The organism is Streptomyces sp. NPDC001832 (genome assembly GCF_040297265.1).
Lineage (GTDB): Bacteria > Actinomycetota > Actinomycetes > Streptomycetales > Streptomycetaceae > Streptomyces.
In genome coordinates this window covers 1-25,452 of record NZ_JBEOYU010000028.1, presented here as the reverse complement: position 1 = coordinate 25,452, position 25,452 = coordinate 1, and the positions used below count along the sequence as shown (strand labels likewise).

Here is a 25,452-nt window from a genome sequence, read left to right as displayed (position 1 = left end):
CACGATAGTTGAGTCTTGGCGACTCAAGTCTGTTGACGTTGAGGCGGGTGTCATGCATCCTTGAGCCAGTTGCACTCAAGTAGTCCAAGCTGGAGGAATTGAAATGGCACGTGCGGTCGGCATCGACCTGGGCACGACTAACTCCGTCGTCAGCGTTCTCGAAGGCGGCGAGCCCACCGTCATCACCAACGCAGAGGGCGCCAGGACCACGCCGTCCGTCGTCGCCTTCGCGAAGAACGGCGAGGTGCTGGTCGGCGAGGTCGCCAAGCGCCAGGCAGTGACCAACGTCGACAGGACCATCCGCTCCGTCAAGCGCCACATGGGCACTGACTGGAAGATCGACCTGGACGGCAAGAGCTTCAACCCGCAGCAGATGAGCGCCTTCATCCTGCAGAAGCTGAAGCGGGACGCCGAGGCCTACCTGGGCGAGAAGGTGACCGACGCGGTCATCACCGTCCCCGCGTACTTCAACGACTCCGAGCGTCAGGCGACGAAGGAGGCCGGCGAGATCGCGGGCCTGAACGTCCTGCGTATCGTCAACGAGCCGACGGCCGCCGCGCTGGCGTACGGGCTCGACAAGGACGACCAGACCATCCTCGTCTTCGACCTCGGTGGCGGCACCTTCGACGTATCGCTGCTGGAGATCGGCGACGGCGTCGTCGAGGTGAAGGCCACAAACGGCGACAACCACCTCGGTGGTGACGACTGGGACCAGCGCGTCGTGGAATACCTGGTGAAGCAGTTCGCCAACGGTCACGGCGTGGACCTGTCCAAGGACAAGATGGCTCTCCAGCGTCTGCGCGAGGCCGCGGAGAAGGCGAAGATCGAGCTCTCGTCCTCGACCGAGACCACGATCAACCTGCCGTACATCACGGCGTCCGCCGAGGGCCCGCTGCACCTGGACGAGAAGCTCACGCGTTCGCAGTTCCAGCAGCTGACCGCCGACCTCCTGGAGCGCTGCAAGACGCCGTTCCACAACGTCGTCAAGGACGCGGGCATCCAGCTCTCCGAGATCGACCACGTCGTTCTCGTCGGTGGCTCCACCCGTATGCCGGCCGTCGCCGAGCTCGTCAAGGAGCTGACCGGTGGCCAGGAGGCCAACAAGGGTGTGAACCCGGACGAGGTCGTCGCCATCGGCGCCTCGCTCCAGGCCGGTGTCCTCAAGGGCGAGGTCAAGGACGTCCTGCTGCTCGATGTCACCCCGCTGTCCCTCGGTATCGAGACCAAGGGCGGCATCATGACGAAGCTCATCGAGCGCAACACCACGATCCCGACCAAGCGCTCCGAGATCTTCACGACGGCCGAGGACAACCAGCCGTCCGTGCAGATCCAGGTCTACCAGGGCGAGCGCGAGATCGCGGCGTACAACAAGAAGCTCGGAATGTTCGAGCTGACCGGCCTGCCGCCGGCCCCGCGTGGCGTCCCGCAGATCGAGGTCGCGTTCGACATCGACGCGAACGGCATCATGCACGTCGCCGCCAAGGACCTCGGCACCGGCAAGGAGCAGAAGATGACCGTCACCGGCGGCTCCTCGCTGCCGAAGGACGAGGTCAACCGGATGCGTGAGGAGGCCGAGCAGTACGCGGAGGAGGACCACCGCCGTCGCGAGGCCGCCGAGTCCCGCAACCAGGGCGAGCAGCTCGTCTACCAGACCGAGAAGTTCCTCAAGGACAACGAGGACAAGGTCCCCGGTGAGGTGAAGACGGAGGTGGAGACCGCGCTCACCGAGCTGAAGGAGAAGCTCAAGGGCGACGACACCGCCGAGATCCGTACCGCCACCGAGAAGGTCGCGGCCGTCTCCCAGAAGCTGGGCCAGGCGATGTACGCCAATGCCCAGGCCGAGGGCGGCCCGCAGGGTGACCCGCAGTCGGGCGCCCAGCAGGCCAAGGCTGACGACGACGTCGTCGACGCCGAGATCGTGGACGACGAGAAGGACGCGAAGGGAGGTGCGGCGTGACCGAGGAGACTCCGGGCTTCGAGGAGAAGCCCGACGTCCCCTCCGGCGCCACCCCTGACGGAGCTGAGCCGAAGGACGCCGCTTCCTCTTCCAAGGAGGAGGAGTCCGCGGCCGGGGACGCAGCACAGACAGCCGGTCTGACGGCCCAGCTGGACCAGGTCCGTACCGCGCTCAACGAGCGGACGGGCGACCTCCAGCGGCTCCAGGCCGAGTACCAGAACTATCGTCGCCGCGTCGAGCGGGACCGGGCCACGGTCAAGGAGATCGCAGTCGCGGGTCTCCTGGCCGAGATACTGCCCGTGCTCGACGACGTAGGCCGGGCCCGTGAGCACGGCGAGCTCGTGGGCGGGTTCAAGTCGGTGGCCGAATCGCTGGAGACGGTCGTCGCCAAGCTGGGCCTGCAGCAGTTCGGCAAGGAGGGCGAGCCCTTCGACCCGACGATCCACGAAGCCCTGATGCACTCGTACGCGCCGGATGTCACCGAGACGACCTGCGTGGCGATCCTGCAGCCGGGGTATCGGATCGGCGAGCGCACCATCCGCCCCGCACGGGTGGCGGTGGCCGAACCCCAGCCGGGTGCGGCAGCCAAGGAAGAGAAGGCAACCGACGAGGAGAGCGGTGGCACCGAGGAGGTCTGACATCCCGTCTGACCACCTCGCCCACCGCCCGGCCATGCGACCGGCCGACGGGCCGGTCGCATGGCCGATCGTCCGGAAGGAGGGACGTCGATGAGCACGAAGGACTTCGTCGAGAAGGACTACTACAAGGTCCTCGGCGTCCCCAAGGACGCCACCGACGCCGAGATCAAGAAGGCGTACCGGAAGCTCGCCCGCGAGTTCCACCCGGACGCCAACAAGGGCGATGACAAGGCGGAGGAGCGCTTCAAGGAGATCTCCGAGGCGAACGACATCCTCGGCGACAGCAAGAAGCGCAAGGAGTACGACGAGGCGCGCGCCCTCTTCGGCAACGGCGGCTTCAGGGCCGGACCCCCAGGCGCCGGAGGCAACTTCAACTTCGACCTGGGCGACCTCTTCGGAGGCACCCAGGGCGGGGGCGCGGGCGGCGGTTTCGGCGGCGGCGGTCTGGGCGATGTCTTCGGCGGCCTGTTCAACCGGGGCGGCACGGGGACGCGGGTGCAGCCGCGCCGCGGCCAGGACATCGAGTCCGAGGTGACGCTCAGCTTCATCGAGGCGGTCGAGGGGGCCACGGTCCCGTTGCGGATGTCCAGCCAGGCGCCCTGCAAGGCGTGTTCCGGCACCGGTGACAAGAACGGCACCCCCAGGGTCTGCCCGACCTGTCTCGGCACCGGCCAGGTGTCGCGCGGCACCGGCGGCGGCTTCTCGCTCACCGACCCCTGCGTGGACTGCAAGGGCCGGGGCCTCATCGCCCAGGACCCCTGCGACGTCTGCAAGGGCAGCGGCCGGGCGAAGTCCTCCCGGACCATGCAGGTCAGGATCCCGGCGGGCGTCTCGGACAGCCAGCGAATCCGGCTGCGCGGCAAGGGCGGCCCGGGCGAGCGCGGTGGTCCGGCCGGCGATCTGTACGTCGTGGTCCATGTCGACGCCCACCCGGTCTTCGGCCGCAAGGGCGACAACCTCACGATCACCGTGCCCGTCGACTTCACGGAGGCGGCGCTCGGCGGCGAGGTGAAGGTACCCACGCTCGGTGGTCCGCCGGTCACCCTGAAACTGCCGGCCGGCACACCAAACGGGCGTACGATGCGCGCCCGCGGCAAGGGCGCCGTACGCAAGGACGGCACCCGGGGCGACCTGCTGGTCACTGTCGAGGTGACGGTGCCCAGGGACCTCAGCACCGAGGCCAGGGACGCGCTGGAGGCCTACCGGAAGGCGACCGCGGGCCACGACCCGCGGGCGGAGCTGTTCCAGGCTGCGAAGGGAGCTTGAGGTGGACGGCCGACGACGCAATCCGTACGAACTGACCGATGAATCACCGGTGTACGTGATCTCGATCGCGGCCCAGCTCTCGGGCCTGCACCCGCAGACACTACGCCAGTACGACCGCCTCGGCCTGGTCTCGCCCGACCGCACGGCAGGGCGCGGCAGGCGCTACTCGGCCCGTGACATCGAGCTGCTGCGCACCGTGCAGCAGCTGTCGCAGGACGAGGGCATCAACCTCGCCGGCATCAAGCGCATCATCGAGCTGGAGAACCAGGTCGCGGCCCTCCAGCAGCGCGTCGCCGAACTCTCGTCGGCCGTGGACGGCGCGGCGGCGGCGATGCAGCAGCGCGAGGCCCAGGTGCATGCCTCGTACCGGCGCGATCTGGTGCCGTACCAGGATGTGCAGCAGACCAGCGCGTTGGTGGTCTGGCGGCCGAAGCGGCCGAAGGGCTGAGCGGGTTCGTACCCGCACGACGGGCGAGGCCCGCCACCCGATCCTCACCGGGTGGCGGGCCTCGTCCGTCGTGCCCGGTGACGTACTTTCCAATGCCGGGAGCCCGCTCGCTATCGTGCACCAGGCCGTTAATTCGGCGTCTTGTCGAGGATTCCTGATTGGGCGATGCGGTAGCCGAGTTGGGCGCGACTGTTGCTTCCGAGAGTGGCGGACAACTTGGCGACATGAGCGCGGCAGGTGCGGACATTCATGCCGAGGCGTCGGGCGATCGCCTCGTCGACGTATCCCTCGATGAGGAGTTTGGCTATGGACCGCTGGATGCCGGTGATGCCGTCATCGGGAGGGGTGTACGGAGCCTCTTCGGTGAGAGGGGTCGCCAGTTGCCAGAATTGGTTGAATACGGATACCAGATACTCCACGAGGCCGGGGTGGCGCAGCTCCAGCGCCACCTGCCGGTCACGGCGTGCGGGTATGACGGCCACGGAGCGATCGAAGATGATCATGCGGTCGATGAGCTCTTCCAGCGTCCGGACCTCAACGTGCCCCGAGTGCAGCCGCTCCAGGTAGGCGAATACGCCGGGGCCGTGACGGACTGTGTGCTGGTAGAGGGTGCGCAGCCGTACGCCGCGGCTGATCGGTCCCTCCACGCGCTCCAGCGACTGGGTGAGGACATCCAGATTGCGGACGCCGCCCGGCTGGATGGTGAGTATCTCTTCGGTGCATTGGGCGGTCGCGGTGTCCAGCGTCGTATTGATGGTCCGCAGCCCTTCCAGAACGGTGATCGCATGTGTAGTCACCGAGGGTTGGGCGCTGATGGCCATGAATGGTTCGAATGCGTCAGTCAATTCGACGGTGATCCGGCGGCGGTCCCGGATCTCTTGCTCTAAGGGGTGCAGGCGCTGCGCGAGCACGGATGAGGGCGGAACCGGGCGGAGCCATTTGGCATCGTCCGGGTCCGGGTGCAGCAGAGCGAATTCCAATAGGCAGGGAGCTGCTTCGACCTCCGCGCGGCCGATACGCCCGGCGCCCAGAGCGGCGGCGTACAGCCGTGCACCCTCGTCGCACAGTTCGGTGATGGGGTGAGGATGCGTAGGTTTCGTACTTGTTGTGAGCAAATCTCCACCCCCCAGGGTCCTGAACGTACAGGAACATGATGCATCGCTCCTGTGGCTTCGACGTGCTGGGTTGCGACATCGTCTTGGGGGAGCCGGGGGAGAGGACCTACCAAGTGAGGACGAAGCCAACCATGTACAAGAGATTGCTTCGCTCGGTTCTTGCCGTCGCCTTCGCTGCCGCAGCATTCTCCGTAGCGGTTCAGGGGGATGTCTCGTGGGACAGTCCAGGGAATGACGCGCGGAGCAGCGTGGCGGGCGGATCCGAAGCCGGCGACGTGTCCTGGGACAGTCAGCCGGCCGGCGTGGCCGCAAACGCATGACCATCCCGCCGGACGACCGGACCTTCCGGCGGGAGATGGCCACGGCCTACCGATCAGGCTGGCATTTCATCGATCTGGTCACGGCCGTTCCCCGCTGTGGCGACTCGCTGATGGTCACTCTGTTCGGCGACCCCATCGTTGTCGCACGTGAAGAAGACGACGAAGTACGTGCCTACCGTTGCCTCCGTAAGCCGCGGGGAGCGCCGCAGCCCGTTCGCTGCGCGATTCGGTACGACATGATTTTCGTGAACCTCGACCGGCGGGACCACCAGCTGTTCGAGCCAGAGACTATTTCCGTCACCCCCCGCAGTGCCTGAGCGATCCCCCGTCGTTACACGTCGCTCAGTCACTCCCCCACACAACGGCGCCATCGTGACCTGAACACGATGGCGCCGTTGTGCTGCCCGGCGACGCCTCCCGCACGAGGGGCAGCCCGCTCCCTGTCGTGGGGGAGGCCGTAGGTCCGCGGCTTCCCTCACGCCCTGCCGAGCGCCCGGTCCAGGGCGATCTCGATGACGACGCGGCCCGGGTTGGGCGCCGGCGTGCGTTCGTAGCGTTCCGCGTAGCGGCTTACCGCGTCGCTGATCACGTCGGCCTCCGTGCGCACTGTGGCGCGGCCCTCCAATGTTGCCCAGCGGCCCCGGTCGACCTGGCAGACCGCGACCCTGGCGCCGTCCGGGCCCGCGGCCAGGATGTTGGCGACCTTCCGGCTGTTCTTGTCGGTGATGATGCGGGCGAGCCCGGCATCGGGGTCGTACGTCACGCCCACCGGCACCACGTGCGGCGTGCCGTCGGGGCGGGGGGTGGTCAGGGTGCACAGGTGGTACTCGCGCCAGAACGCGAGGTACTCGGGGCTGGGATTCGTCACGTCGGCTGCCATGGGGACAGCGTAGGCAGCCGGCACCAGCGCCCCGCCCCTGCGGTGGCGGACGTCCACTCCGGCCGGTTCACTCGGAACGGTCGGAACAGGAGAGGTGGAGCCCAGGGGTCGGTCCTGTCCGGCACGGGTTGAGTGGAATAGACTCAACTTTGTGCACGTTGACCTAGTCAGTGTCGTGGAGAGACCAGTCACCGCAAGGAGGAGAAGCGCACGTGGACGCCGAGCTGACCAACAAGAGCCGGGACGCCATCAACGCGGCCACCAACAGGGCCGTGAAGGACGGGCACCCTGATCTGACCCCCGGGCATCTGCTGCTCGCGCTGCTCGCGGGCGAGGAGAACGAGAACATCATCGATCTGCTCGCCGCCGTCGAGGCCGACCAGATCGCCGTTCGCGCCGAGACGGAGCGGCTCCTGGGTGCGGAGCCCAGCGTCACCGGGTCGACCGTCGCGCCGCCGCAGCCCAACCGTGAGCTGCTCGCCGTCATCGCGGACGCCGCGCAGCGCGCGAAGGAGCTCGGCGACGACTACATCTCCACCGAACACCTGCTGATCGGTATCGCCGCCGAGGGCGGCCGCGCCGGTGAGATCCTGAGCGGGCAGGGGGCCAGTGCGAAGAGGCTGCTGGACGCATTCGAGAAGAGCAGGGGAGGGCGCCGGGTGACCACACCCGACCCGGAAGGCCAGTACAAGGCCCTGGAGAAGTTCGGTACGGACTTCACGGCCGCCGCCAGGGAAGGCAAGCTCGACCCCGTCATCGGGCGTGACCAGGAGATCCGGCGTGTCGTCCAGGTGCTCTCGCGGCGCACGAAGAACAACCCGGTGCTCATCGGTGAGCCCGGCGTCGGCAAGACGGCCGTCGTCGAAGGGCTCGCCCAGCGCATCGTCAAGGGCGACGTCCCCGAGTCCCTGAAGAACAAGCGGCTCGTCTCGCTCGACCTCGGCGCGATGGTCGCGGGTGCCAAGTACCGCGGCGAGTTCGAGGAACGGCTGAAGACCGTCCTCTCCGAGATCAAGGAGAGCGACGGGCAGATCATCACCTTCATCGACGAGCTGCACACCGTCGTCGGCGCGGGCGCCGGCGGCGACTCCGCCATGGACGCGGGCAACATGCTCAAGCCGATGCTGGCGCGCGGCGAGCTCCGCATGGTCGGCGCGACGACGCTCGACGAGTACCGCGAGCGGATCGAGAAGGACCCCGCCCTGGAGCGCCGCTTCCAGCAGGTGCTGGTGGCGGAGCCGAGCGTCGAGGACACCATCGCGATCCTGCGTGGTCTCAAGGGCCGTTACGAGGCTCATCACAAGGTCTCCATCGCGGACTCGGCGCTGGTGGCCGCCGCGTCCCTGTCCGACCGCTACATCACCTCCCGCTTCCTCCCCGACAAGGCCATCGACCTGGTCGACGAGGCGGCGTCCCGGCTGCGCATGGAGATCGACTCCTCGCCCGTCGAGATCGACGAACTCCAGCGCGCCGTCGACCGTCTCCACATGGAGGAGCTGGCCCTCAAGAACGAGACCGACCCCGGCTCCAAGCAGCGCCTGGAGAAGCTCCGCCGTGACCTCGCCGACAAGGAGGAGGAGCTGCGCGGTCTCAACGCCCGCTGGCAGAAGGAGAAGCAGGGCCTCAACCGCGTCGGTGAACTGAAGGAACGCCTCGACGAACTGCACGGCCAGGCCGAACGCGCCCAGCGTGACGGCGACTTCGACACCGCCTCCAAGCTGCTGTACGGGGAGATCCCCAGCCTGGAGCGGGAGTTGGCGGAGGCGTCCGAGGCCGAGCAGGAGGCCGCCAAGGACACGATGGTCAAGGAGGAGGTCGGCCCGGACGACATCGCCGACGTCGTCGGCTCCTGGACCGGTATCCCGGCCGGGCGCCTACTGGAGGGCGAGACTCAGAAGCTGCTGCGCATGGAGGACGAGATCGGCAAGCGTCTCATCGGGCAGACCGAGGCCGTGCGGGCGGTGTCGGACGCGGTACGCCGCACCCGCGCCGGAATCGCCGACCCCGACCGGCCCACCGGATCGTTCCTCTTTCTCGGCCCGACCGGTGTCGGCAAGACGGAGCTCGCGAAGGCCCTCGCCGACTTCCTGTTCGACGACGAGCGGGCCATGGTCCGCATCGACATGAGCGAGTACAGCGAGAAGCACAGCGTGGCGCGCCTCGTCGGTGCCCCGCCCGGCTACGTCGGCTACGAGGAGGGCGGCCAGCTCACGGAGGCGGTCCGCCGCCGTCCGTACAGCGTCGTCCTGCTGGACGAGGTCGAGAAGGCCCACCCCGAGGTCTTCGACATCCTGCTCCAGGTCCTCGACGACGGCCGGCTCACCGACGGACAGGGCCGGACGGTGGATTTCCGCAACACCATCCTGATCCTGACCTCCAACCTCGGCAGCCAGTTCCTGATGGACCCGCTGACCGAGCCCGAGGTGAAGAAGGAGCAGGTCCTGGAGGTCGTACGGGCTTCGTTCAAGCCGGAGTTCCTCAACCGGCTCGACGACCTGGTGGTCTTCTCCGCACTGTCCGGCGACGAGCTCTCGCACATCGCGAAGCTCCAGATCGACCGGCTCGCGGGACGTCTGGCCGACCGCAGGCTCACCCTCGATGTCACCCCGGCCGCCCTGGCCTGGCTGGCCGAGGAGGGCAACGACCCGGCATACGGAGCACGGCCGCTGCGCCGCCTCATCCAGACGGCGATCGGCGACCGGCTCGCGAAGGAGATCCTCGCGGGCGAGGTCAAGGACGGGGACATCGTCCGGGTGGACCGGGTCGGGGACGACCTGCTCGTCGGCCCCGCGGAGTGACCACCCGGCCGGGCGTCGTCACCACCTCGGCCCCGGGTCGTCACCATCCCGTGCGGAGGCCCCGGCGGGCCCGGTCGGTACCGGCTGCGTGTCAGCTTGTGGCGGATCGGGCCTGTCAGGGCTTGCCATCCCCCGCCTGCCATGGGAGAGGATGGCGGCAACCGCACGAAGGGAAAATCACGGTGAGCATCGATCCGTCCTCGATTCCGAATTTCGGGGGCCAGCCCGAACCGCAGGCCGCAGGACCGGAGGGCCCCGTCGTCCCTGACCAGGACCTCGTCAAGCAGCTCCTCGATCAGATGGAGCTGAAGTACGTCGTCGACGACGAGGGCGACCTCGCGGCGCCGTGGGAGGACTTCCGTACGTACTTCATGTTCCGAGGCGAGGACGAGCAGCAGGTCTTCTCGGTCCGTACGTTCTACGACCGCCCGCACGCCGTGGACCAGCGCCCGGTCCTCCTCGACGCGATCGACGACTGGAACCGCCGCACCCTGTGGCCCAAGGTCTACACGCACACCCACGAGCCCGAGGAGGGCTCCGGGGAGACCGGGGCCTCGGTCCGTCTGATCGGTGAGGCGCAGATGCTCATCGGTACGGGGGTCAGCCTGGAGCACTTCGTCTCGTCGACGGTCAGCTGGGTGCGCGCCTCGATCGAGTTCGACAAGTGGCTGCAGGAGCGTCTGGGCCTGACGCCGACCGAGGAGAAGACGGACGGCACGGAGCAGGCCGCTCCGGACGCCTGAGAGGTCACCCGACAGCCTCTGAGCCCCGCACGGCAGTGACAGCCCGGCCCGGGGCGGCGGTCTTTATGACCGTCGCCCCGGGCCGGGTTCTTTTCGTGGCGGGGCGGCCTGCGGGCTACAGCCGCTTGAGAGGCTGTCGGGTGACGTGGCGGCGGTGAGCCATGCACGAGCCGTCCCTGTCCGTTTCGGTGAGGGGACTTCACTCCGGTTCCGGTGATGGGCTGTTGCAGCCATAGGGGCCCGGTCGCAGGCCTGATCAGGGCGTCGGCCGTCACTTTCGTCACTGTTCCGCAACAGGCATGAACCGCCCCGCCGGGTGACCCGTACAGCCCGGTGTGCGCGGCTCAGCGACCGCGGCGACCCGAAACGAGAGAAGGAACCGACATGGCCGGCGGCAACATCCATATCAGCCCGGAAGAGATGCGGGAGGCGTCGACCTGGCTGCAGCACCAGAAGGAACTGATGCAGCAGAGCCTTCACGAGGCCAACACCAAGATGGACGAGATGGTCGAGGCGGCCTACGCGACGCCGGGCTCCGAGACCAAGTTCCGTCCGTTCTGGGAGGAGTACAAGAACGGCACCGATAAGGCGATCGAGGGCCTGCAGGGCGTCAGCGAGTTCATCAAGCAGGTCGCCGACGCGTTCGTCGACACCGACGACCAGACGTCCGGCTCCATCGGCTGACGTGCCCTTGTGTCCGGTCCCGCCCTTCTGTGGCGGGACCGGACGGCGGCCGGATAGGAGGAACCGATGACCCGCATCAGCGTCCCCCTTGAGGACCTGAACGAGACGGTCAAGTCGCTTGAGGACATCGGGCAGCGGATCAACAACACCGCGCGGCTCAGCGACGTCGGATCGAAGGACGATGTGGGCGATTCGACGCTCGCCGAGTCCCTCGCCGACTTCGACCACGCATGGGGCAAGGGCCACGAGAAGGTGCAGGACAACGTGAAGGTCTTCTCCGAGAACACGAAGAAGATCTCCGACGCCTTCACGCAGACGGACGACGAGACCGTCAATGCGCTGGACGAATCCAAGAAGACCTGACGAGAGCCTGCTGGCAGAAGGGACATGCGTCATGACGCATCCGGTCACGGACCGGGCTACGGGGGCGCCCGCGCACTACAAGCTGCGCTACCCCGGCTCCTGGTGGCATCTGGACCTCGACCCGAGCACCCGGGACGCGTCCATCCGCCGCCGTATCGAGCACCAGGCGAAGGGGGTTCCGCAGTTCTCCCGCGAGCGGCTCGACGGCCTGATCCGCGACACCCGCCGGACCGCCCGCGAGGCCTACGCCCGGGGGGCGCTCCAGGCGGCGGGGATGGTCAGGTTCCCCGGCGGGGACGCGATGCTCAGCGCCACGTCAGTTGTGCTGCGGATGCCGGTGCCGGAGGACCAGTCGGCAGATCTGGCCGAGGTGCTGTTCGGGGCGAGCATGCAGGCCGGGGACCCGCAGAGCAGCGGGTACCCGCCGCGCGAGGTGGATCTGCTGGAGCTTCCGGACGTCGGACCGGTCGGGCGGATCGCCTCGATCGAGGACATCGACTACAAGGGCACGCCGGTGCGTACGGCGCTGCTGCACACGCTGTTCCCGATTCCGAACCGCCGGGAATACCTGCTGGTCTCCAGCTCCACGCCCAATGTGGAGCTCAGGGACCAGTTCTTCGAGGTGTTCGACGCCATCGCGGGGACGCTGCGCTTCGTGGAAGTCAAGAGCAAGGGCACGGCTGTGCCGGCCGCACAGAGCCCGCAGGGCACGGACGAGAACGGAAAGTGAGGGCGCGGCAATGGCGCGGCCAGCGGTGTCCGACTGGGAGACGGTCTTCGGGTTCTCGGACGACCCGACGCCGGGCGATGCGGAGATGCTCGCGAAGCTCGCGGGCCAGTACCGGGCCGTCGCTGACGACGCGGAGCAGGCGCTCCCCATCGTCAGCGGCCTGAAGAACAGCCAGCTCGGCGAGGGCAAGGCCATGGAGAAACTCCGGGACAAGCTCGGGGACCTGGCCAATCAGGTGGAGAAGCTGCACAGTTCGTACGACAAGGCGGCCCGCGCGCTGGACACCTACGCCGACCAGCTGGGGGACCATCAGCGCAAGGCCGACAACGCCCTGGTCGACGGACGGGACGCTAAGGAGCGGCTGCAGCGGGCCACCGATGCCGCCGCCGCGGCGGGGTCCGTGATCAGCGGCCTGGACGCGGCGGACCCGCCCCCGCCGGACGACGAGGCGGCCCGGCGCAGTGCGCGGCGGGCCATGGAGGATGCCCGGCACGACCAGTCCGTGGCGCAGGGGGACGCCGACAGCGCCCAGCGGGATCTCGACGCCGCCCGCATGCTCGCCGAGGACGCGCGGGAGCTGCGCGAGACGGACGCCTCGACGGCGGCCCGCGCCCTGGACGAGGCGACGAGCGAGGCGGTCCCGGGCAAGAGCCTGTGGGAGAAGATCAAGGACATCTTCAAGAAGGTGCTCGGCTTCATCAGCGCCGCCCTGGGCATCATCGCCATGCTCATCCCCGGATTGCAGGGCCTGGGGCTCATCCTGACGATCGCCAGTCTGGTCACCGCTGCCATCCCCTTCATCATGAACATCGTCGACAGTATTCAGTCGGGCGAGTGGGATATTCTCGACATGGTCCTCAGCGGCCTGGGGCTGGTGCTCGGCGGTGTCGGCCTGATCAAGATCGCCAAACTGGGCGGGATCGCGAACACCCTCAAGACCGTCACGAACAACCTCAAGACGATCCAGATCAACATCAAGACCGTGGTCCCCGTCATCAAGTCGTTCACCGGGTTCAAGAACCCGGGCGAGCTCGTCGCGAACCTGCTGAAGAACATCCCCGGTGGCGTGTTGAAGACACCAGGCATCGTGAAGCAGCTACCGGGGATCACCAACATCTGGACGAAGACGGCGGGGTGGATCGACCAGAGCTCGAACCTGATCGGAATGGGCGGCTTCGCCTGGGCGATCAACGGCGCCGTCCCCAACGGGACGAAGGGCACGACCATACACGACTCCAGCTACGTGGAGGGATCGACCTGATCCGGGCCGCGTCCCGTCATGTGTGAGGGCTCCCGCCCCGGCCGTCGCCGGGGCGGGAGCCCTCTGCCGTGGAACCTCAGTGCCGGTGTCGTAGTCCCCGCACGGGCGCTCAGCTCCCAGCCGGCGGAAGCACCGTCTCCGGGACCTGGACGGTGCGCAGCACGCCGTCGCCCAGGTGCAGGATCGCCCGCCCCGGGCGGGTCGCGCCCAGGCGGCTGCGGGGCACCTTGACGCCGATCAGTTCGCCGTCGCTCATGTTCTGCGGCTTCAGCAGCAGACCGCACCGGTTGCGGCGGGCCTCGGTGTGCCAGCCGGAGAAGCCGGAGGAGAGCCGGTCGGTCTGCCCGGCGATCACCAGGCCCCGGCCCATCTCGGCGCCGGACTTGGCGATCTGGGTGAGGACGGGCTCGGCCTTCGCCTTCAGCAGCAGGTCGGCGTCGTCCAGGATCACCACGGCCCCCTGCGGCGAGGACGCCAGCGCCTCCTCCAGTGCGGTGGGGTCGATGTCGGACTCATCGAAGACCGCGAGGACCCCGGGCCGTCCGGCGAGTTGGCGCAACTGCGACCTGGCGGGCGCGCCGATGACGACGGGCGTCTGGACCGACAGCAGCGACAGTGCCAGCGTCGCCAGGACGGTGCTGCGGCCGGAGCGGGCGGGTCCGGCGACGAGGAAGGTCGGCGTGATGGCGAAGTCCGGCCCGAACGCGGTGAGTTCGTCGCCGCCGACACCGGACAGGGCCCACCGTGCGGACGGCAGCGGCTGTGGCACGTACCGGGTCGCCTGCTCCCAGGTGAGCCGGTCCGGCAGGGTGTCGACGCGGAATGGCCGGGTGGAGTCCGGCAGTTGGGCCGCCTGCTCGCGGCAGTACTCGGCGATCTGCTGGAGCGCCACGGCCTGCGCCTGGCCTTCCGGGTTGTCCGTGAGGAGCGCGATCTGCACCTCCGCCTTGTCGGCGGCACGGAACGCGCGGCCCGGCGGGATCTCGTCGGGCACGTTGCGCTGGGTGATGCCGATCATCCCGTACTCGGACTTCTCGTTCAGCTTCAGCACGAGCTTGTCCTCGGTGGAGCCGTTGACCCGGCTGGAAAACAGCGCCCGGTCACCGGTCATCACCAGGTGGATGCCGACGCTCGCGCCGTCCCGGAGCAGGGTCAGTACGGAGCTCAGCAGGTTCCCGGAGTCGTACTCGCCGAGCTGCTTGTCGAAGACCTCCCACCGGTCGATGAACAGCAGGATGTGCGGCGGCCGTTCGGCCTCCGGCAGGGCGCGGCGGAGCTCCGGCAGGTCGGCGCTGCCGCGGGCGGCGAGCATCTCCTGGCGCCGGGTCAGCTCCGCGGTCAGCCGGGCGAGCAGCCGGGCCACCCGGTCGGGCTGGGTGCGCTGGGTGATGGCCCCGCAGTGCGGCAGCTTCTCGATGGGCAGCAGCGCGCCGTTGCCGCAGTCGATGCCGTACATGTGCAGCCGGTCCGGGGAATGGGCGGAGGCCAGGGTGCCGGCGATGGTGCGCAGGGTCTGCGACCTGCCCTGGCGGGGCGAGCCGATGATGTGCAGGTGCCCGAGCGTCGCCGGGTCGATCACCAGGGGCAGCCGGGCCTGTTGTGCGGGCAGGTCCACCACGCCGTACGCGACGGGCGCGAGGTCGTAGTCCGAGGGCGGGGGTGCCGGCAGTTCGCCGGTGACCAGGACCTCGGGCAGCGGCGGGAGCCAGGGGCTGTGCTGCGCGGGGATGCCCATCTCCCGGTCCGCTTCGCGGATCGCCGTGACGAGCCCAGTGAGGTCGGTCTCCACCTCGGCGGGTACGGCCGCGCCACGGGGCCGTGCCGGGAGCGGCTCGCCGAGCCGTTCCCAGCCGACCGTCACCGCCCAGGGTGCCGGCAGCGAGGTCGCCGCGGCACCGGGCCGACGGCCGCCGACCCGTCCGGACTGGAACGGCACGAGGGAGTTCTGGCCCAGGCGCACATAGGCGCGACCGGGGGTGCTCTGCGAAATCCCGGCGGCCTCGGCGGAGTTGAGGACGTCCTGGCTCTCGCCGGCGTCCGTCACCCGGAGCGCGATGCGCAGGTTGGTGTTGGCGCGGATCTCCGAGGAGACGACGCCGCTGGGGCGCTGCGTCGCCAGGATCAGGTGGATGCCGAGGCTGCGGCCCCGCTGGGCGATGTTGACCAGACCCTTCACGAAGTCCGGCAGGTCGCGCACCATCGAGGCGAACTCGTCGATGACGATGAGCAGCCGAGGCATCGGCGCGCGGCCCGCCGGGTTGCGCTCCAGCAGCTCGACGTAGTCCTCGATGTCCTTGGCGCCGGCCGCGGCGAGGATGTGCTCGCGCCGGGTGAGTTCCGCCGTCAGGGACACCAGGGCCCGCTCGACGAGGTGGGCGTCGAGGTCGGTGACCATGCCGACGGTGTGCGGCAGGTCGACGCAGTCCTTGAACGCGGAGCCGCCCTTGTAGTCGACCAGGACGAACGTCATCGCGTCCGGACGGTTGGCCACCGCGAGCGAGGCGACCAGCGTCTGGAGGAGTTCGGACTTGCCGGAGCCGGTGGTGCCGGCGACCAGCCCGTGCGGGCCGTCGCGCCGCAGGTCCAGGTAGAACGGGCCGTCCAGGGAGACGCCGACGGCCGCCCGGGTCGAGCGGCCCCCGGCCGTCCAGCGCGCCCGGATGGCGGCGGCCTGCGGCGGATCGAGGGCGAGGACGTCGAGCAGCCGCGCGGAGCCGGGAAGCACCGCGGCCTCCTCGTCGGCCCCGCCCGGGTCCCGCAGCGGGCCCATCGCGCGGGCCAGCGAACGGCACCATTCCAGGGACACCGCGTCGGGCCGGATGCCCCCGACGGTGCCCCTCCCGGAGCGTCCCACCCGTACGGTTCCGCCGGGCTCTTCGGCGACGACGGCGTGGCACTCCTCGGGCAGCAGCCGCTCCTCGGCGTCCAGGCAGACCGCGCGGACGCCGACGGCTGGTCCGTCGCGCAGGATCTGCGTCACGCCGGGCAGCGAACGCAGCCTGCGGGCTCCGTCGAGGATGACGAGCACGTCGGGCCCGGCGGGCCGGCTGCGCCGGTCCTTCCGGCCGGCGCGCTCGACGATCAGCGCGGTGAGTTCGGCGACCCGCCGGGCGCAGGTCTCCGTGCCGTAGCCGATGCTGGCCGGGGTGTCGCCGGACTTCTTGCGCACATGCGGCAGCCAGCGCAGCCAGGACCAGCCGTCCCGGCCCTGTTCGCCGGTCGTCAGCAGATGGATCTGGAGGTCACGGGGGCTGTGCAGGACGGCGGCCTGGGCGACCGCCCAGCGCGCCACGGCGCGCGCGGCCGGGCCCTCGCCGGCGATGCCCAGGACGTCGTGCTCCCGCAGCGGAACGGTCACCGGGACGTCGTACGCGGTCCGCGGGTCCTCGCGGCGGTGTTCGTCCTTCGTCGGGTCCTGGAGCACCACGTCGGAGGCCAGATCGGCGGTTCCGATGCGCAGTTCGAGGAAGTCGGCGTCGGAGGTACGGCGTTCCCACAGGCGGCGCCGGGGGCCGACGGCGGTCAGGACGACCTCGGCCGGGTCCGGGAAACCGCGGCGCCGGGCGGTGCGTTCGTCCGCCAGGGCCTGCGCCGCGTCGCCCTCGATGCGTGCCTTCTTCTCCTCGTAGGCGGCGACACTGTCGGAGTGGGTCTGGCGCCCGGTGCGCCGGCTCATCAGATAGTTGCCGAGGATCGCGACCGGGGAGAGCAGCCCGAACAGCAGCATCGACATACGGCCGAAAATCAGCGCCCCGGCCCCCGCCATCACCAGCGGGGCCGCCGCGGTGATCCACGGGAGCGGCCGGGGAGCGGGCGGGGCGGGCGGGGAGGGCAGGGTGAAGCGGGTGGCGCTCTCGGCCGGCCGCAGCCGCGGCGGCCGGTTGTAGTCCCAACCGGTGCCGTCCTCCGACGGCTGCACGGCCGCGTCCGGCTTCTGCGGGAGGGCGAGTTCGAGCAGGCTGTCCTCGACGAGGAGCTGTGCGCCGGGCGGCCAGGCGGTCGCCTCGGTGAGGTCCTCGCGGTCCAGTTGCAGGGTGGCGCCTTCCGGTGCGGAGGCGTCGGGCGCGATACGGCAGCGTCCTTGGGGGCCCACCGCCAGGACGGCGAACGGACGGTCCGGTACGGCGCACAGCACCTGGGCGGTCCCGTCGTGGGCCAGCCCGATCCGGTACTCGCCCATGTCGAGCCGGTGCACGGCGCCCGCGCCGGTCCCGCCGACCGCACGGACCTCCACCAGCCCGTCCGGTTCGGCCGACACGGTGCCCGCAGGGCGGCCCAGGCCCACGATGGCCGCGTGGTGCAGGGGCGCGTCCCGCAGCCGCATATCGGCGGGCAGCAGCCGGTCGCCGGCGTACAGGCCGAGGCCCTCCGGGGGCTGGTGGACGCCTCCCGCCCCGGCCAGCGCCTCCGCGACAGCGCGCACGGGCGTGTCGGGGTCGGCGTCGAGGTGGACGTCGAATGCGTCACCGCCCTCCTCGATCACGGTCAACATCAACGACACGAGAACGTCCTCCAGTCGGCGTGAATGGGGGCATCGGCAGCCGCACTCGTCGGCTCCCATGCCACTGACGGGACCTACGGCGCCCGTCCGCAGATGGTTCACCCGCACCGGTGAACCATCCGCGGACGGGCGCCGTAGTGGTGATCGGGCGCACTGCGCAGTGACTGTGCCGCCTCGTTCTCGACCGCCCCGGCTCCGTCGCCGGCGCGTCCCGACAAGGAGTCAGAAGATGATCTGGTACGTCCTGGCCGTGGTGCTGGGGCTGGCGCTGATCGGGGCGGTGGCCGCGCTGATCGTCACCGAGCGACGCCGTCGCCCGCCGAAGCCCGTCGCCGCCTCGGCGGCCGTTCTGGGCCGGGAGGCGTTGGACGTGGTCAACGCGGGCTTGCGCCGGCTGACGGGCGAGTGCCTGCGCTCCGGCCGGCCGCTGCCCGACCTGTACGCCGTCGCCTACTCCGAGGAGCGGCTCGCACTGCTGCTGGCCGGGGCCGAGGAGGCCGCCCCCACGCCCTGGACCGTCGAGGCGGACGGCGAGCGCTGGACGATCTCGCCCGACGATCTGCACCGCCCCGGCCCGGAGGGCGAACCGGCCCTGCCGTACGCGCTGACGGTGACGGTGGGCCTGGACGGACCCGACCGCGTGCTGGTCGACCTCTCCCGGGCGGCGGGGCCCGTCTCGGTGACGGGGCCGGACGAGGAGGTGCGCAGCCTGGTGCGGGCCGTCGTCACCGAGGCGCTCGCCAGCCCGGTGGGGGCGCTCGCCGAGGTCACCCTGGTGGGATCCCTGGCCGACGGCCGGCTCCTTTCCGGCGACGAGCAGCGGAACTCGCGTCTGCACACCGCGACCACCCTGGAGGAGGCGTTCGCCACGGCGGCGTCGGCGGGCACGGGAGCGCCGGAGCCCGGCTCGACCGACGTCACCCAGATCTTCCGGCTGATCGAGGGCAGCAGCCGGATCGCCGTCCAGGGCGAGGCGCCGCATCTTTTCGTCGTGGACGCCTCGCAACTCCCGCGACGGGAGGGGGCACTGGCCGGTCTGCGGCGCGGGGACGCGCTGCTGGTGGTCGGCGAGGCACCCACGGGGTGGCGCTGGCGTGCCGGTGCGGACGGATCGCTCGACACCGGGCCGCTCGGCCTGGAGATCACCCGGCACGCGGGACGCACGCCTCCGTACGGCTCCCTCCGCACCGCCGTCGCCCCGCGGCCCCGCCCCGAACCCGCCCGCCGCGGAAGGGGTTCGACCATTGCCCTCGTCGCTATCGCCGTGCTTGTCGCCATCGGCGCGGGCGGGTCCGTCTACGCCCTCATGAACGACCAGGGCGCGGCGCCCAAGCCGTCCCCCACCGCCTCGTCGGCCTCTTCCTCATCGGACTCCCCCGTCACCGACGCCGGCCCCTCCGACGACAAGAAGAAGAACAGCGACGGCCCCGTCCCGGCCGGCTACCTCGGCACCTGGTCCGGCTCCATCGACAACCCCTCGGGCCGCTCCACCCGGGAACTCGTCATCCAGCAGGGCACGGTCGGTGAGACCGTCCTCACCCTCACCGCGGATGGTCCGCTCGACAGCGGCGGCTCCTACCACTGTGTCTTCAAGGCTGCCCTGATCGCGAAACCTTCTCCGAGCGGCCCCGTCGAGGTCGGCCCCTCCACGGTCGTCGTCGGCGAACCCATGTCGTCCTGCACTGCGGGCAAGCCCACCACGCTGACCTTGCTCTCGGACGGCACCCTGAGCCGGGAAATCCCGGAAACCGGCGAGAAGCTCACGTACACGAAGGCCGACTGATCAGCCCAGCAGCGCGGACGCCGCGTTCAGCGTGATGCCCCCGAACGGCGCCGGCCTCATCCGCGCCCGACGACCATCGCGCTACACCAACGGCTTGGCCGACATCAGCAGATGCTGGTGGGCGGGGCGCGGAGCCTCGTCCACCGATATCTCCCGGGACGCCTGTCCGGTGACCATCGCACGCTGACCGGGGCCCATGAGCTCGAACCGGACCACGGGTGCGTCGAACGAGGCCAGGGCGTCCATCAGGTAAGACGGGTTGAAGGCGACCGTCAGCTCATCGGTGCCGTCGAGAACGGCAGGCAGACGTTGGGAGGCGACATCGTCCTCGTAACCCGCCTGCAACAGCACCGAGTCACCGGAGAAAGCCAGTTGGAGCGGGCTGCCGCCCTCCGCGACCACGGCGACGCGCTTGACGGCCTCCACCAGCGGCGCCCGGTCCGTCACCGCAGAAACAGCGCCCACCATGGTGAACAGCTTGTCGTGGCGCGGCAGTCGGCCGTCGAGCAGACGCACTGTGGTGCGCATCCCGGCCAGTTCGAAACCGACCGAGCCGCCGTCCAGCGCGAGTTGGACCACTCCGGTCCGGCCGAAGGAGCGGGCGATCTCGGTCAGCCTGCGGGCGGAGACCACGACATCGGCCGAAACGCCGTCCTTCCCGGGCTTCCAGCGGAGCGTGCGCACCGCGAACCGGTAGCGGTCCGTGGCGGCGAGCGTCATCGTGTCGCCGTCGAGCGCCAGCCGGATACCCGTCAGGGTCGGCAGTGTGTCGTCCCGGCCCGCCGCCACCGTCACATGGGCGACCGCCGCGGCAAACTCCTCCGCGTCCACCGCACCGAGCACCTCCGGCAGCGCCGGCAGCGCCGGATAGTCGTCGAACGGCAGCACCGAGAGTCCGAACCGGGCACTGTCACTCGTCAGCGAGAACCGTGAGCCCTCGACCACGCACTCCACCGCGCCCTCGGGCAGCACCCGGCAGACGTCGAGCAGCCGGCGGCCCATGACCAGCACCCTTCCGGCCCGTACGGTCTCCGCCTCCACCTTGATACACGCGGACGCCTCGTAATCGAGGCCCGAGATACACAGCCGCCCGTCGGACGCCTCCAACAGCAGCCCGCCCAGCACAGGAACGGGCGAGCGCGTGGGCAGCACCCGGGCCGCCCAGGCCACGGCGTCGGTCAGTGCGCTGCGCTCAATGCGAAACTCCATGGCGGCGGCCTCTCCCGGTCGTCTCTGATCGTGGGTCGTGATCGTGAGCCGACACTAAGGGCCACCACTGACAACGGGAGCAGGGAAGACGGTCGCGGCCGACGACAGCGGCCACCCCCGTGAGCCGCTGCCGTCGTCCCCGTGCCCCTCCCCCGAGAGGCCCCGCAACCGTTTTCGAACTTTAGGACTTCGGGCACCCGACAGGAAGATTCAGTTCGCACTGCGTGGGCCGCCAGGGGTATCAGACCGCACAGCCAGACCGGTACGCTGCACTCCGGTTTTTTGCAGGGCGCAGGAGCGCGGAAGCGGAGGATGCGTGCACGCGCAGGTACGGGCCGACGACGTACTGCGGATGTACCGGCTGGCCCGATCCGGCGGGTCACAGGCGCTCCTGCGCTGGGTCTCCGGCCGGGCGGGGGGCTGGGCCGGACTGCTCGACCGGGACGGCACCGTACTGCACGGCGTGACCCTGACCCCGGACCCTACGGGCTTCGAGGCCGCAGCGGTGGCCACCGAAGGCGCGAAGGAACTGGCGTCGCTCGAAGCACGCTCCTTCTCGTTCGACAAGGGGCCGCACACCGCGCTGCTGTTCCCGCTGGACGGCCCGCCGAACGTCTCTCCCCCGGTCCTGGCCGTCGTCGCCGCACGCCCGTTGCCGGACGGACTCGTCACGCTTCTCTCCGACGTGGCGATGCCTCTCGCCATGTGCTGGGCCGCGGAGACCGTGGAACGCAAGCGCCGCCGCGTGGACCTGGCGGAGTCCCGCAGCCGGGAAGCGGTGCTGCACCTGCTCATGACCGGCCAGCTGTCCATCGCGCATCAGGTGGCGGGTGCTCTGAAGCCGACGCTGCCCGACCCCGTCCGGGTGTGCGTCGTGGAGTGTTCGGGCGGGCGCCGGGACGAAGTGGCACGGATATGCGCGGAGCTCTCCGGCGGCCGGTCCTGGATCGTGCGGTGTCCGGTGTATGCACGCCATCTGATCCTCGTCGTGCCGGCGGATCCGGACGTGGCCGAACAGCAGCTCGGCCTCCGGGTCGCCGACGTGGTGGACGAGTGTGTCGTGGGGGCGAGCGAGGACGTGCCGCTGTCCGACACGGCGACCGGGTACCGCCAGGCGTTCCACGCCCTGGCCGTGGCCCGCGGACTGCCCTCCCGGCATGCCCGCTTCGGCTCGGCGCCGGAGGCCGCCCTGGTCGTCGGTGCGGCCGGGGCGCAGTGGGCGGATGCGCTGCTGAACCCGTTGCTCACGCATCTGCCGCGACGCAGCCATGACCCGGGCAGCCAGGAGCTCGCGGCGACCCTCTCCTCCTGGCTCGCGTTCTCCTCGCATGCGACCCAGCACCTGAAGATCCACCGGAACACGCTGGCCGCACGGCTCCGGCTGATCGGCGAGCTGCTCGGCCTCGACCTGAACCGGGTCGCCGACCAGGCCGCCCTCGACCTGGCCCTGCGTATCCGCGCCACGCCCACCGTGCCCCGGACGGTCGGCCCGGACGGGGCAACGCCTGCGCCGCCCCACCGGTTGGACGACATCCTGCGCGGCCCGGCCGTCCAGGAATGGGCGGCCCAGCAACTGCGCCCGCTCACCGCGTCCGGCTCTTCCCGGACCGCCGCCGACCCGCGGACAACTCTCCGTACCTGGCTGGACTGCGAGGCCCAACTGGGACCGACGGCCGCCGCCTTGGGCATCTCGGTACCAGGGGCGCGTAAACGCCTCACGCGCCTTGAGCTGATTCTCCAGCGCTCGCTGCTGCAGACGCCGAGTGCTCGTTACGACCTGTGGCTGGCCTTCCGGGCCCTGGATGTCGCAGGAGCGGACGCCGCCCGATGAACCGAACGGGGGGATCCACAGCTGCGGATCCTGGCAGTGGTCGATACGCCCAAGAGGGCCGGGACGCACCGTCCCGGCCCTCTTGGCGCGTTCGCCGCTCCCGCAGAAACTCCTACAGGAAGGAGTTGATCTCGATGGTCTCGGTGCGGCCGGGGCCGACACCGATCGCGGAGATCGGGGCGCCGGACATGTCCTCCAGCGCCTTCACGTACGCCTGCGCGTTCTTCGGCAGATCGGCAAAGGTCTGGGCCTTCGTGATGTCCTCGGACCAGCCCGGCAGCATCTCGTAGACCGGCTTCGCGTGGTGGAAGTCGCTCTGGCTGTACGGAAGCTCCTCGACGCGCTTGCCGTCGATCTCGTACGCGACGCACACCGGGATCTGCTCCCAGCCGGTCAACACGTCCAGCTTGGTGAGGAAGAAGTCGGTGAGACCGTTGACCCGGGTCGCGTACCGCGCGATCACCGCGTCGAACCAGCCACAGCGACGGTCGCGGCCGGTGGTGACACCGCGCTCGCCGCCGATCCGGCGCAGCGCCTCGCCGTCCTCGTCGAACAGCTCCGTCGGGAACGGGCCGGCGCCGACACGGGTGGTGTATGCCTTGAGGATGCCGATGACCCGGCTGATCTTCGTCGGGCCCACGCCGGCACCGGTGCAGGCGCCGCCCGCGGTCGGGTTCGACGAGGTGACGAAGGGGTACGTGCCGTGGTCGACGTCGAGCAGCGTGCCCTGACCGCCCTCGAAGAGGACGACCTTGCCCGCGTCGATGGCGTTGTTCAGAACCAGCGTCGTGTCGGCAACGTACGGCTTGATCTGCTCCGCGTACCCGAGCATCTCCTCGACGATCTTGCCGGGCTCGATGGCGCGGCGGTTGAAGAGCTTGGCGAGGAGTTGGTTCTTCTGCTCCAGGGCCGCCTCGACCTTCTGCTCCAGGATCGACTCGTCGTAGAGGTCCTGGACACGGATGCCCACACGGTTGATCTTGTCGGCGTACGTCGGGCCGATACCCCGGCCGGTCGTGCCGATCTTGCGCTTCCCGAGGAACCGTTCCGTCACCTTGTCGATCGTGACGTTGTACGGGGTGATCAAATGGGCATTACCGCTGATCAGCAGCTTGGAAGTGTCCACGCCGCGTTCGTTCAGCCCACTCAGCTCGGAGAGCAGGACGGCCGGGTCGACGACGACCCCATTTCCGATGACCGGGGTACACCCCGGCGAAAGGATTCCGGAGGGGAGGAGATGAAGTGCGTACTTCTGGTCACCGACGACCACCGTGTGGCCGGCGTTGTTGCCACCTTGGTAGCGCACCACATAGTCCACGGATCCACCGAGGAGGTCGGTGGCCTTCCCCTTGCCCTCGTCACCCCACTGAGCACCGAGCAGCACAAGTGCGGGCACAGGCGTACACCCCTTCCGGGCGGGGCATGTCCAAGGTCAGGGGGCGTACGTAAACGTCGTACATGCCGTACGACGCCGTACGACAAAGCCTGAACCGTCGAACCGGGTGCCCCGGAATAGACGAAGCCCCTGGCGCAATAGCGCAAGGGGCTCTTGCACCAAGATGCTACCCGAGGAAGGACCGAGGTGTCGGCTGCCCAGCCCCCCGGCGACGGTACGCACCAGCTGCTGGTGGTCATCGACCCGGTAGCCCGCCGGACCGACGGCGAGTCCGTCCGTATCGCGAAGGACGTGCTCAGCGCCGGTTCGCACGCCAAGATCTGTCTGCCCGACGGGCCGGAGGAGTTCGCGCGGGCCTTGTCCCGTCGGGGTAGCCGGCGGCTGGTGGTGGTCGGCGACGACCGGGCGCTGCGGCGGGCGGTGGCCCTGCTGCACCGGGAGCGGGAGCCGGCCGAGACCGCGCTCTCGCTGATCCCGGTCGGCGTCGCGGCCGCGCTGGAACTCGCTCGTTCGCTCGGCGTGCCCCTGGGCGCGGTGGCGGCGGCGCGCACCGCGCTGGACGGTGCCGTGCGCAGGCTCGACCTGCTGGTCGACGACAGCGACGGCGTTGTCCTGGGCGCGCTGCACATCCCGGCCTTGAGTGCGCTGCCGGGCGCGGTGGCTGCCCATACGGGGGTCACGGCGGTCTGGGACACCTGCCGAACCCTGGTCCGCACGCTGGTGCGGCCCACCCCGCCTACGGCCCCCGCCGCGCCCCGTACACACCGGCTGCGGGTAGAGGCGGACGGCGTCCTGCTGCACGATCTGGACCGCCCGGTCGAGTCGGTGACAGTTGCCTCGCAGGGCGGCGACGGGGAGGGCCTCGCGGAGGTGGTGATCCGCGCCCCGGCGTCCGAACCGGTGACGGCGGAGGCGAAGGCCGTCACGGTCTCCGGCGCGGACTTCCGCTACCGCGCGGACATTCAGGTCGGCGGCCCGGTCCGGACGAGGACATGGACGGTGCGGGCGGGGGGCTGGGGGCTGATGCTGCCGGTGGCCGGGGGGTCAGGAACTGCTTTCGAATAAGTGTTCATGAGTGTTCTTCAGGTGTCATGAGTGTTGTATGGTCTATCTTGTGTATGAACCTGACGGAATGGGCGCGTGCACAGGGGGTCGCCCCGCGTACTGCGTACCGCTGGTTCCGTGAGGGCACGCTGCCGGTCCCTGCGGAGCGAGTGGGGCCGCGCACGATCCTGGTGAACATCGACGCGAACACTTCACTGTCCGTGACCGGTGGTGTGGGTCTGTACGCCCGTGTCTCCTCCCGTGACCAGGAGGCCGACCTGGAGCGGCAGGCCGCACGCTTGTCGGTATGGGCCGCGAAGGCCGGGCATAGGGTCGTGCGTGTCGAATCCGAGATCGCTTCGGGTATGAACGGTGCCCGTGTCAAGGCCCGTCGCCTGCTGGCCGACCCGGCGGTGACCACCGTAGTGGTGGAGCACAAAGACCGGTTGGGCCGTATGAACGTCGAACTTGTCGAGGCCGCTCTG

General features: G+C 69.8%; 20 protein-coding genes. 15 read left to right on the top strand and 5 right to left on the bottom strand.

Going from position 1 to position 25,452, the window contains the following annotated elements; all coding sequences use genetic code 11:
• Positions 1-103: 103 nt before the first annotated feature.
• The 4 genes from dnaK (at position 104) to ABT115_RS21175 (ending at position 4,309) form a co-directional block, all read left to right on the top strand.
• Positions 104-1,957 carry a molecular chaperone DnaK gene (gene dnaK, locus ABT115_RS21190; protein WP_351792007.1) on the top strand — a complete coding sequence of 618 codons (1,854 nt, stop codon included), beginning with the start codon at positions 104-106 and terminating at the stop codon, positions 1,955-1,957.
• Positions 1,954-2,595: a nucleotide exchange factor GrpE gene (grpE, locus tag ABT115_RS21185; RefSeq protein ID WP_351792004.1), complete on the top strand. Its 642-nt coding sequence runs from the start codon at positions 1,954-1,956 to the stop codon at positions 2,593-2,595. The genes dnaK and grpE overlap by 4 nt, the downstream gene beginning before the upstream one ends.
• 90 nt (positions 2,596-2,685) lie before the next feature.
• Positions 2,686-3,861 carry a molecular chaperone DnaJ gene (dnaJ, locus tag ABT115_RS21180; RefSeq protein WP_351792001.1) on the top strand — a complete coding sequence of 392 codons (1,176 nt, stop codon included), beginning with the start codon at positions 2,686-2,688 and terminating at the stop codon, positions 3,859-3,861.
• Position 3,862: 1 nt separating this feature from the next.
• On the top strand, positions 3,863-4,309 hold the full coding sequence (locus ABT115_RS21175) for a heat shock protein transcriptional repressor HspR (RefSeq protein ID WP_351791999.1): 447 nt from the start codon (positions 3,863-3,865) through the stop codon (positions 4,307-4,309).
• A gap of 128 nt (positions 4,310-4,437) precedes the next feature.
• Here the strand turns inward: ABT115_RS21175 and ABT115_RS21170 are convergent, their stop codons facing one another.
• A complete protein-coding gene (locus ABT115_RS21170) occupies positions 4,438-5,424 on the bottom strand; it encodes a helix-turn-helix transcriptional regulator (protein WP_351791996.1) in 987 nt (328 codons plus the stop codon).
• 316 nt (positions 5,425-5,740) lie between these two features.
• Between ABT115_RS21170 and ABT115_RS21165 the strand changes: the two genes are divergently transcribed.
• Entirely contained in the window at positions 5,741-6,061 is a 321-nt protein-coding gene (locus ABT115_RS21165; protein WP_351791993.1) for a (2Fe-2S)-binding protein, read from the top strand.
• 158 nt (positions 6,062-6,219) lie between these two features.
• Here ABT115_RS21165 and ABT115_RS21160 read toward each other — a convergent pair whose 3' ends face one another.
• Entirely contained in the window at positions 6,220-6,624 is a 405-nt protein-coding gene (locus ABT115_RS21160; RefSeq protein WP_351791991.1) for a pyridoxamine 5'-phosphate oxidase family protein, read from the bottom strand.
• A 212-nt stretch (positions 6,625-6,836) separates the two neighbouring features.
• Between ABT115_RS21160 and clpB the strand changes: the two genes are divergently transcribed.
• The 6 genes from clpB (at position 6,837) to ABT115_RS21130 (ending at position 13,203) form a co-directional block, all read left to right on the top strand.
• Positions 6,837-9,422 carry an ATP-dependent chaperone ClpB gene (gene clpB / locus ABT115_RS21155; RefSeq protein ID WP_351791988.1) on the top strand — a complete coding sequence of 862 codons (2,586 nt, stop codon included), beginning with the start codon at positions 6,837-6,839 and terminating at the stop codon, positions 9,420-9,422.
• A 182-nt stretch (positions 9,423-9,604) separates the two neighbouring features.
• The gene (locus ABT115_RS21150) at positions 9,605-10,165 is read left to right on the top strand and encodes a type III secretion system chaperone family protein (RefSeq protein WP_351791985.1); all 561 of its coding nucleotides are present in this window, start codon (positions 9,605-9,607) and stop codon (positions 10,163-10,165) included.
• A 384-nt stretch (positions 10,166-10,549) separates the two neighbouring features.
• Positions 10,550-10,849, top strand: a complete 300-nt coding sequence (locus ABT115_RS21145) for a WXG100 family type VII secretion target (RefSeq protein ID WP_351791982.1) — start codon at positions 10,550-10,552, stop codon at positions 10,847-10,849.
• A 66-nt stretch (positions 10,850-10,915) separates the two neighbouring features.
• The gene (locus ABT115_RS21140; protein WP_351791980.1) at positions 10,916-11,212 is read left to right on the top strand and encodes a hypothetical protein; all 297 of its coding nucleotides are present in this window, start codon (positions 10,916-10,918) and stop codon (positions 11,210-11,212) included.
• Positions 11,213-11,243: 31 nt separating this feature from the next.
• Positions 11,244-11,942, top strand: coding sequence for a hypothetical protein (locus tag ABT115_RS21135; RefSeq protein WP_351791977.1), 699 nt, complete (start codon positions 11,244-11,246; stop codon positions 11,940-11,942).
• A gap of 10 nt (positions 11,943-11,952) precedes the next feature.
• Positions 11,953-13,203, top strand: coding sequence for a hypothetical protein (locus ABT115_RS21130; RefSeq protein ID WP_351791974.1), 1,251 nt, complete (start codon positions 11,953-11,955; stop codon positions 13,201-13,203).
• Positions 13,204-13,312: 109 nt separating this feature from the next.
• Here the strand turns inward: ABT115_RS21130 and ABT115_RS21125 are convergent, their stop codons facing one another.
• Entirely contained in the window at positions 13,313-17,695 is a 4,383-nt protein-coding gene (locus tag ABT115_RS21125; RefSeq protein WP_351792143.1) for an FtsK/SpoIIIE domain-containing protein, read from the bottom strand.
• Between the two features lie 238 nt (positions 17,696-17,933).
• On the opposite strand from ABT115_RS21125, the gene ABT115_RS21120 reads away from it, so the two are divergent.
• Entirely contained in the window at positions 17,934-19,487 is a 1,554-nt protein-coding gene (locus ABT115_RS21120) for a hypothetical protein (protein WP_351791971.1), read from the top strand.
• Positions 19,488-19,568: 81 nt separating this feature from the next.
• On the opposite strand, the gene dnaN is transcribed toward ABT115_RS21120, so the two are convergent.
• The gene (gene dnaN, locus ABT115_RS21115; RefSeq protein WP_351791968.1) at positions 19,569-20,696 is read right to left on the bottom strand and encodes a DNA polymerase III subunit beta; all 1,128 of its coding nucleotides are present in this window, start codon (positions 20,694-20,696) and stop codon (positions 19,569-19,571) included.
• Positions 20,697-21,048: 352 nt separating this feature from the next.
• Here dnaN and ABT115_RS21110 point away from each other — a divergent pair, with 352 nt between their 5' ends.
• Positions 21,049-22,527 (top strand): helix-turn-helix domain-containing protein, encoded by a 1,479-nt coding sequence (locus ABT115_RS21110; protein WP_351792140.1) that lies wholly within the window; start codon positions 21,049-21,051, stop codon positions 22,525-22,527.
• 112 nt (positions 22,528-22,639) lie between these two features.
• Here the strand turns inward: ABT115_RS21110 and ABT115_RS21105 are convergent, their stop codons facing one another.
• The gene (locus ABT115_RS21105; RefSeq protein ID WP_351791965.1) at positions 22,640-23,923 is read right to left on the bottom strand and encodes an adenylosuccinate synthase; all 1,284 of its coding nucleotides are present in this window, start codon (positions 23,921-23,923) and stop codon (positions 22,640-22,642) included.
• Positions 23,924-24,109: 186 nt separating this feature from the next.
• Between ABT115_RS21105 and ABT115_RS21100 the strand changes: the two genes are divergently transcribed.
• Complete coding sequence (locus ABT115_RS21100) at positions 24,110-24,988, top strand: diacylglycerol kinase family protein (protein ID WP_351791962.1); 879 nt, start codon at positions 24,110-24,112, stop codon at positions 24,986-24,988.
• Between the two features lie 53 nt (positions 24,989-25,041).
• A partial coding sequence (locus ABT115_RS21095; protein WP_351791960.1) for an IS607 family transposase occupies positions 25,042-25,452 on the top strand: 411 nt, incomplete at its 3' end.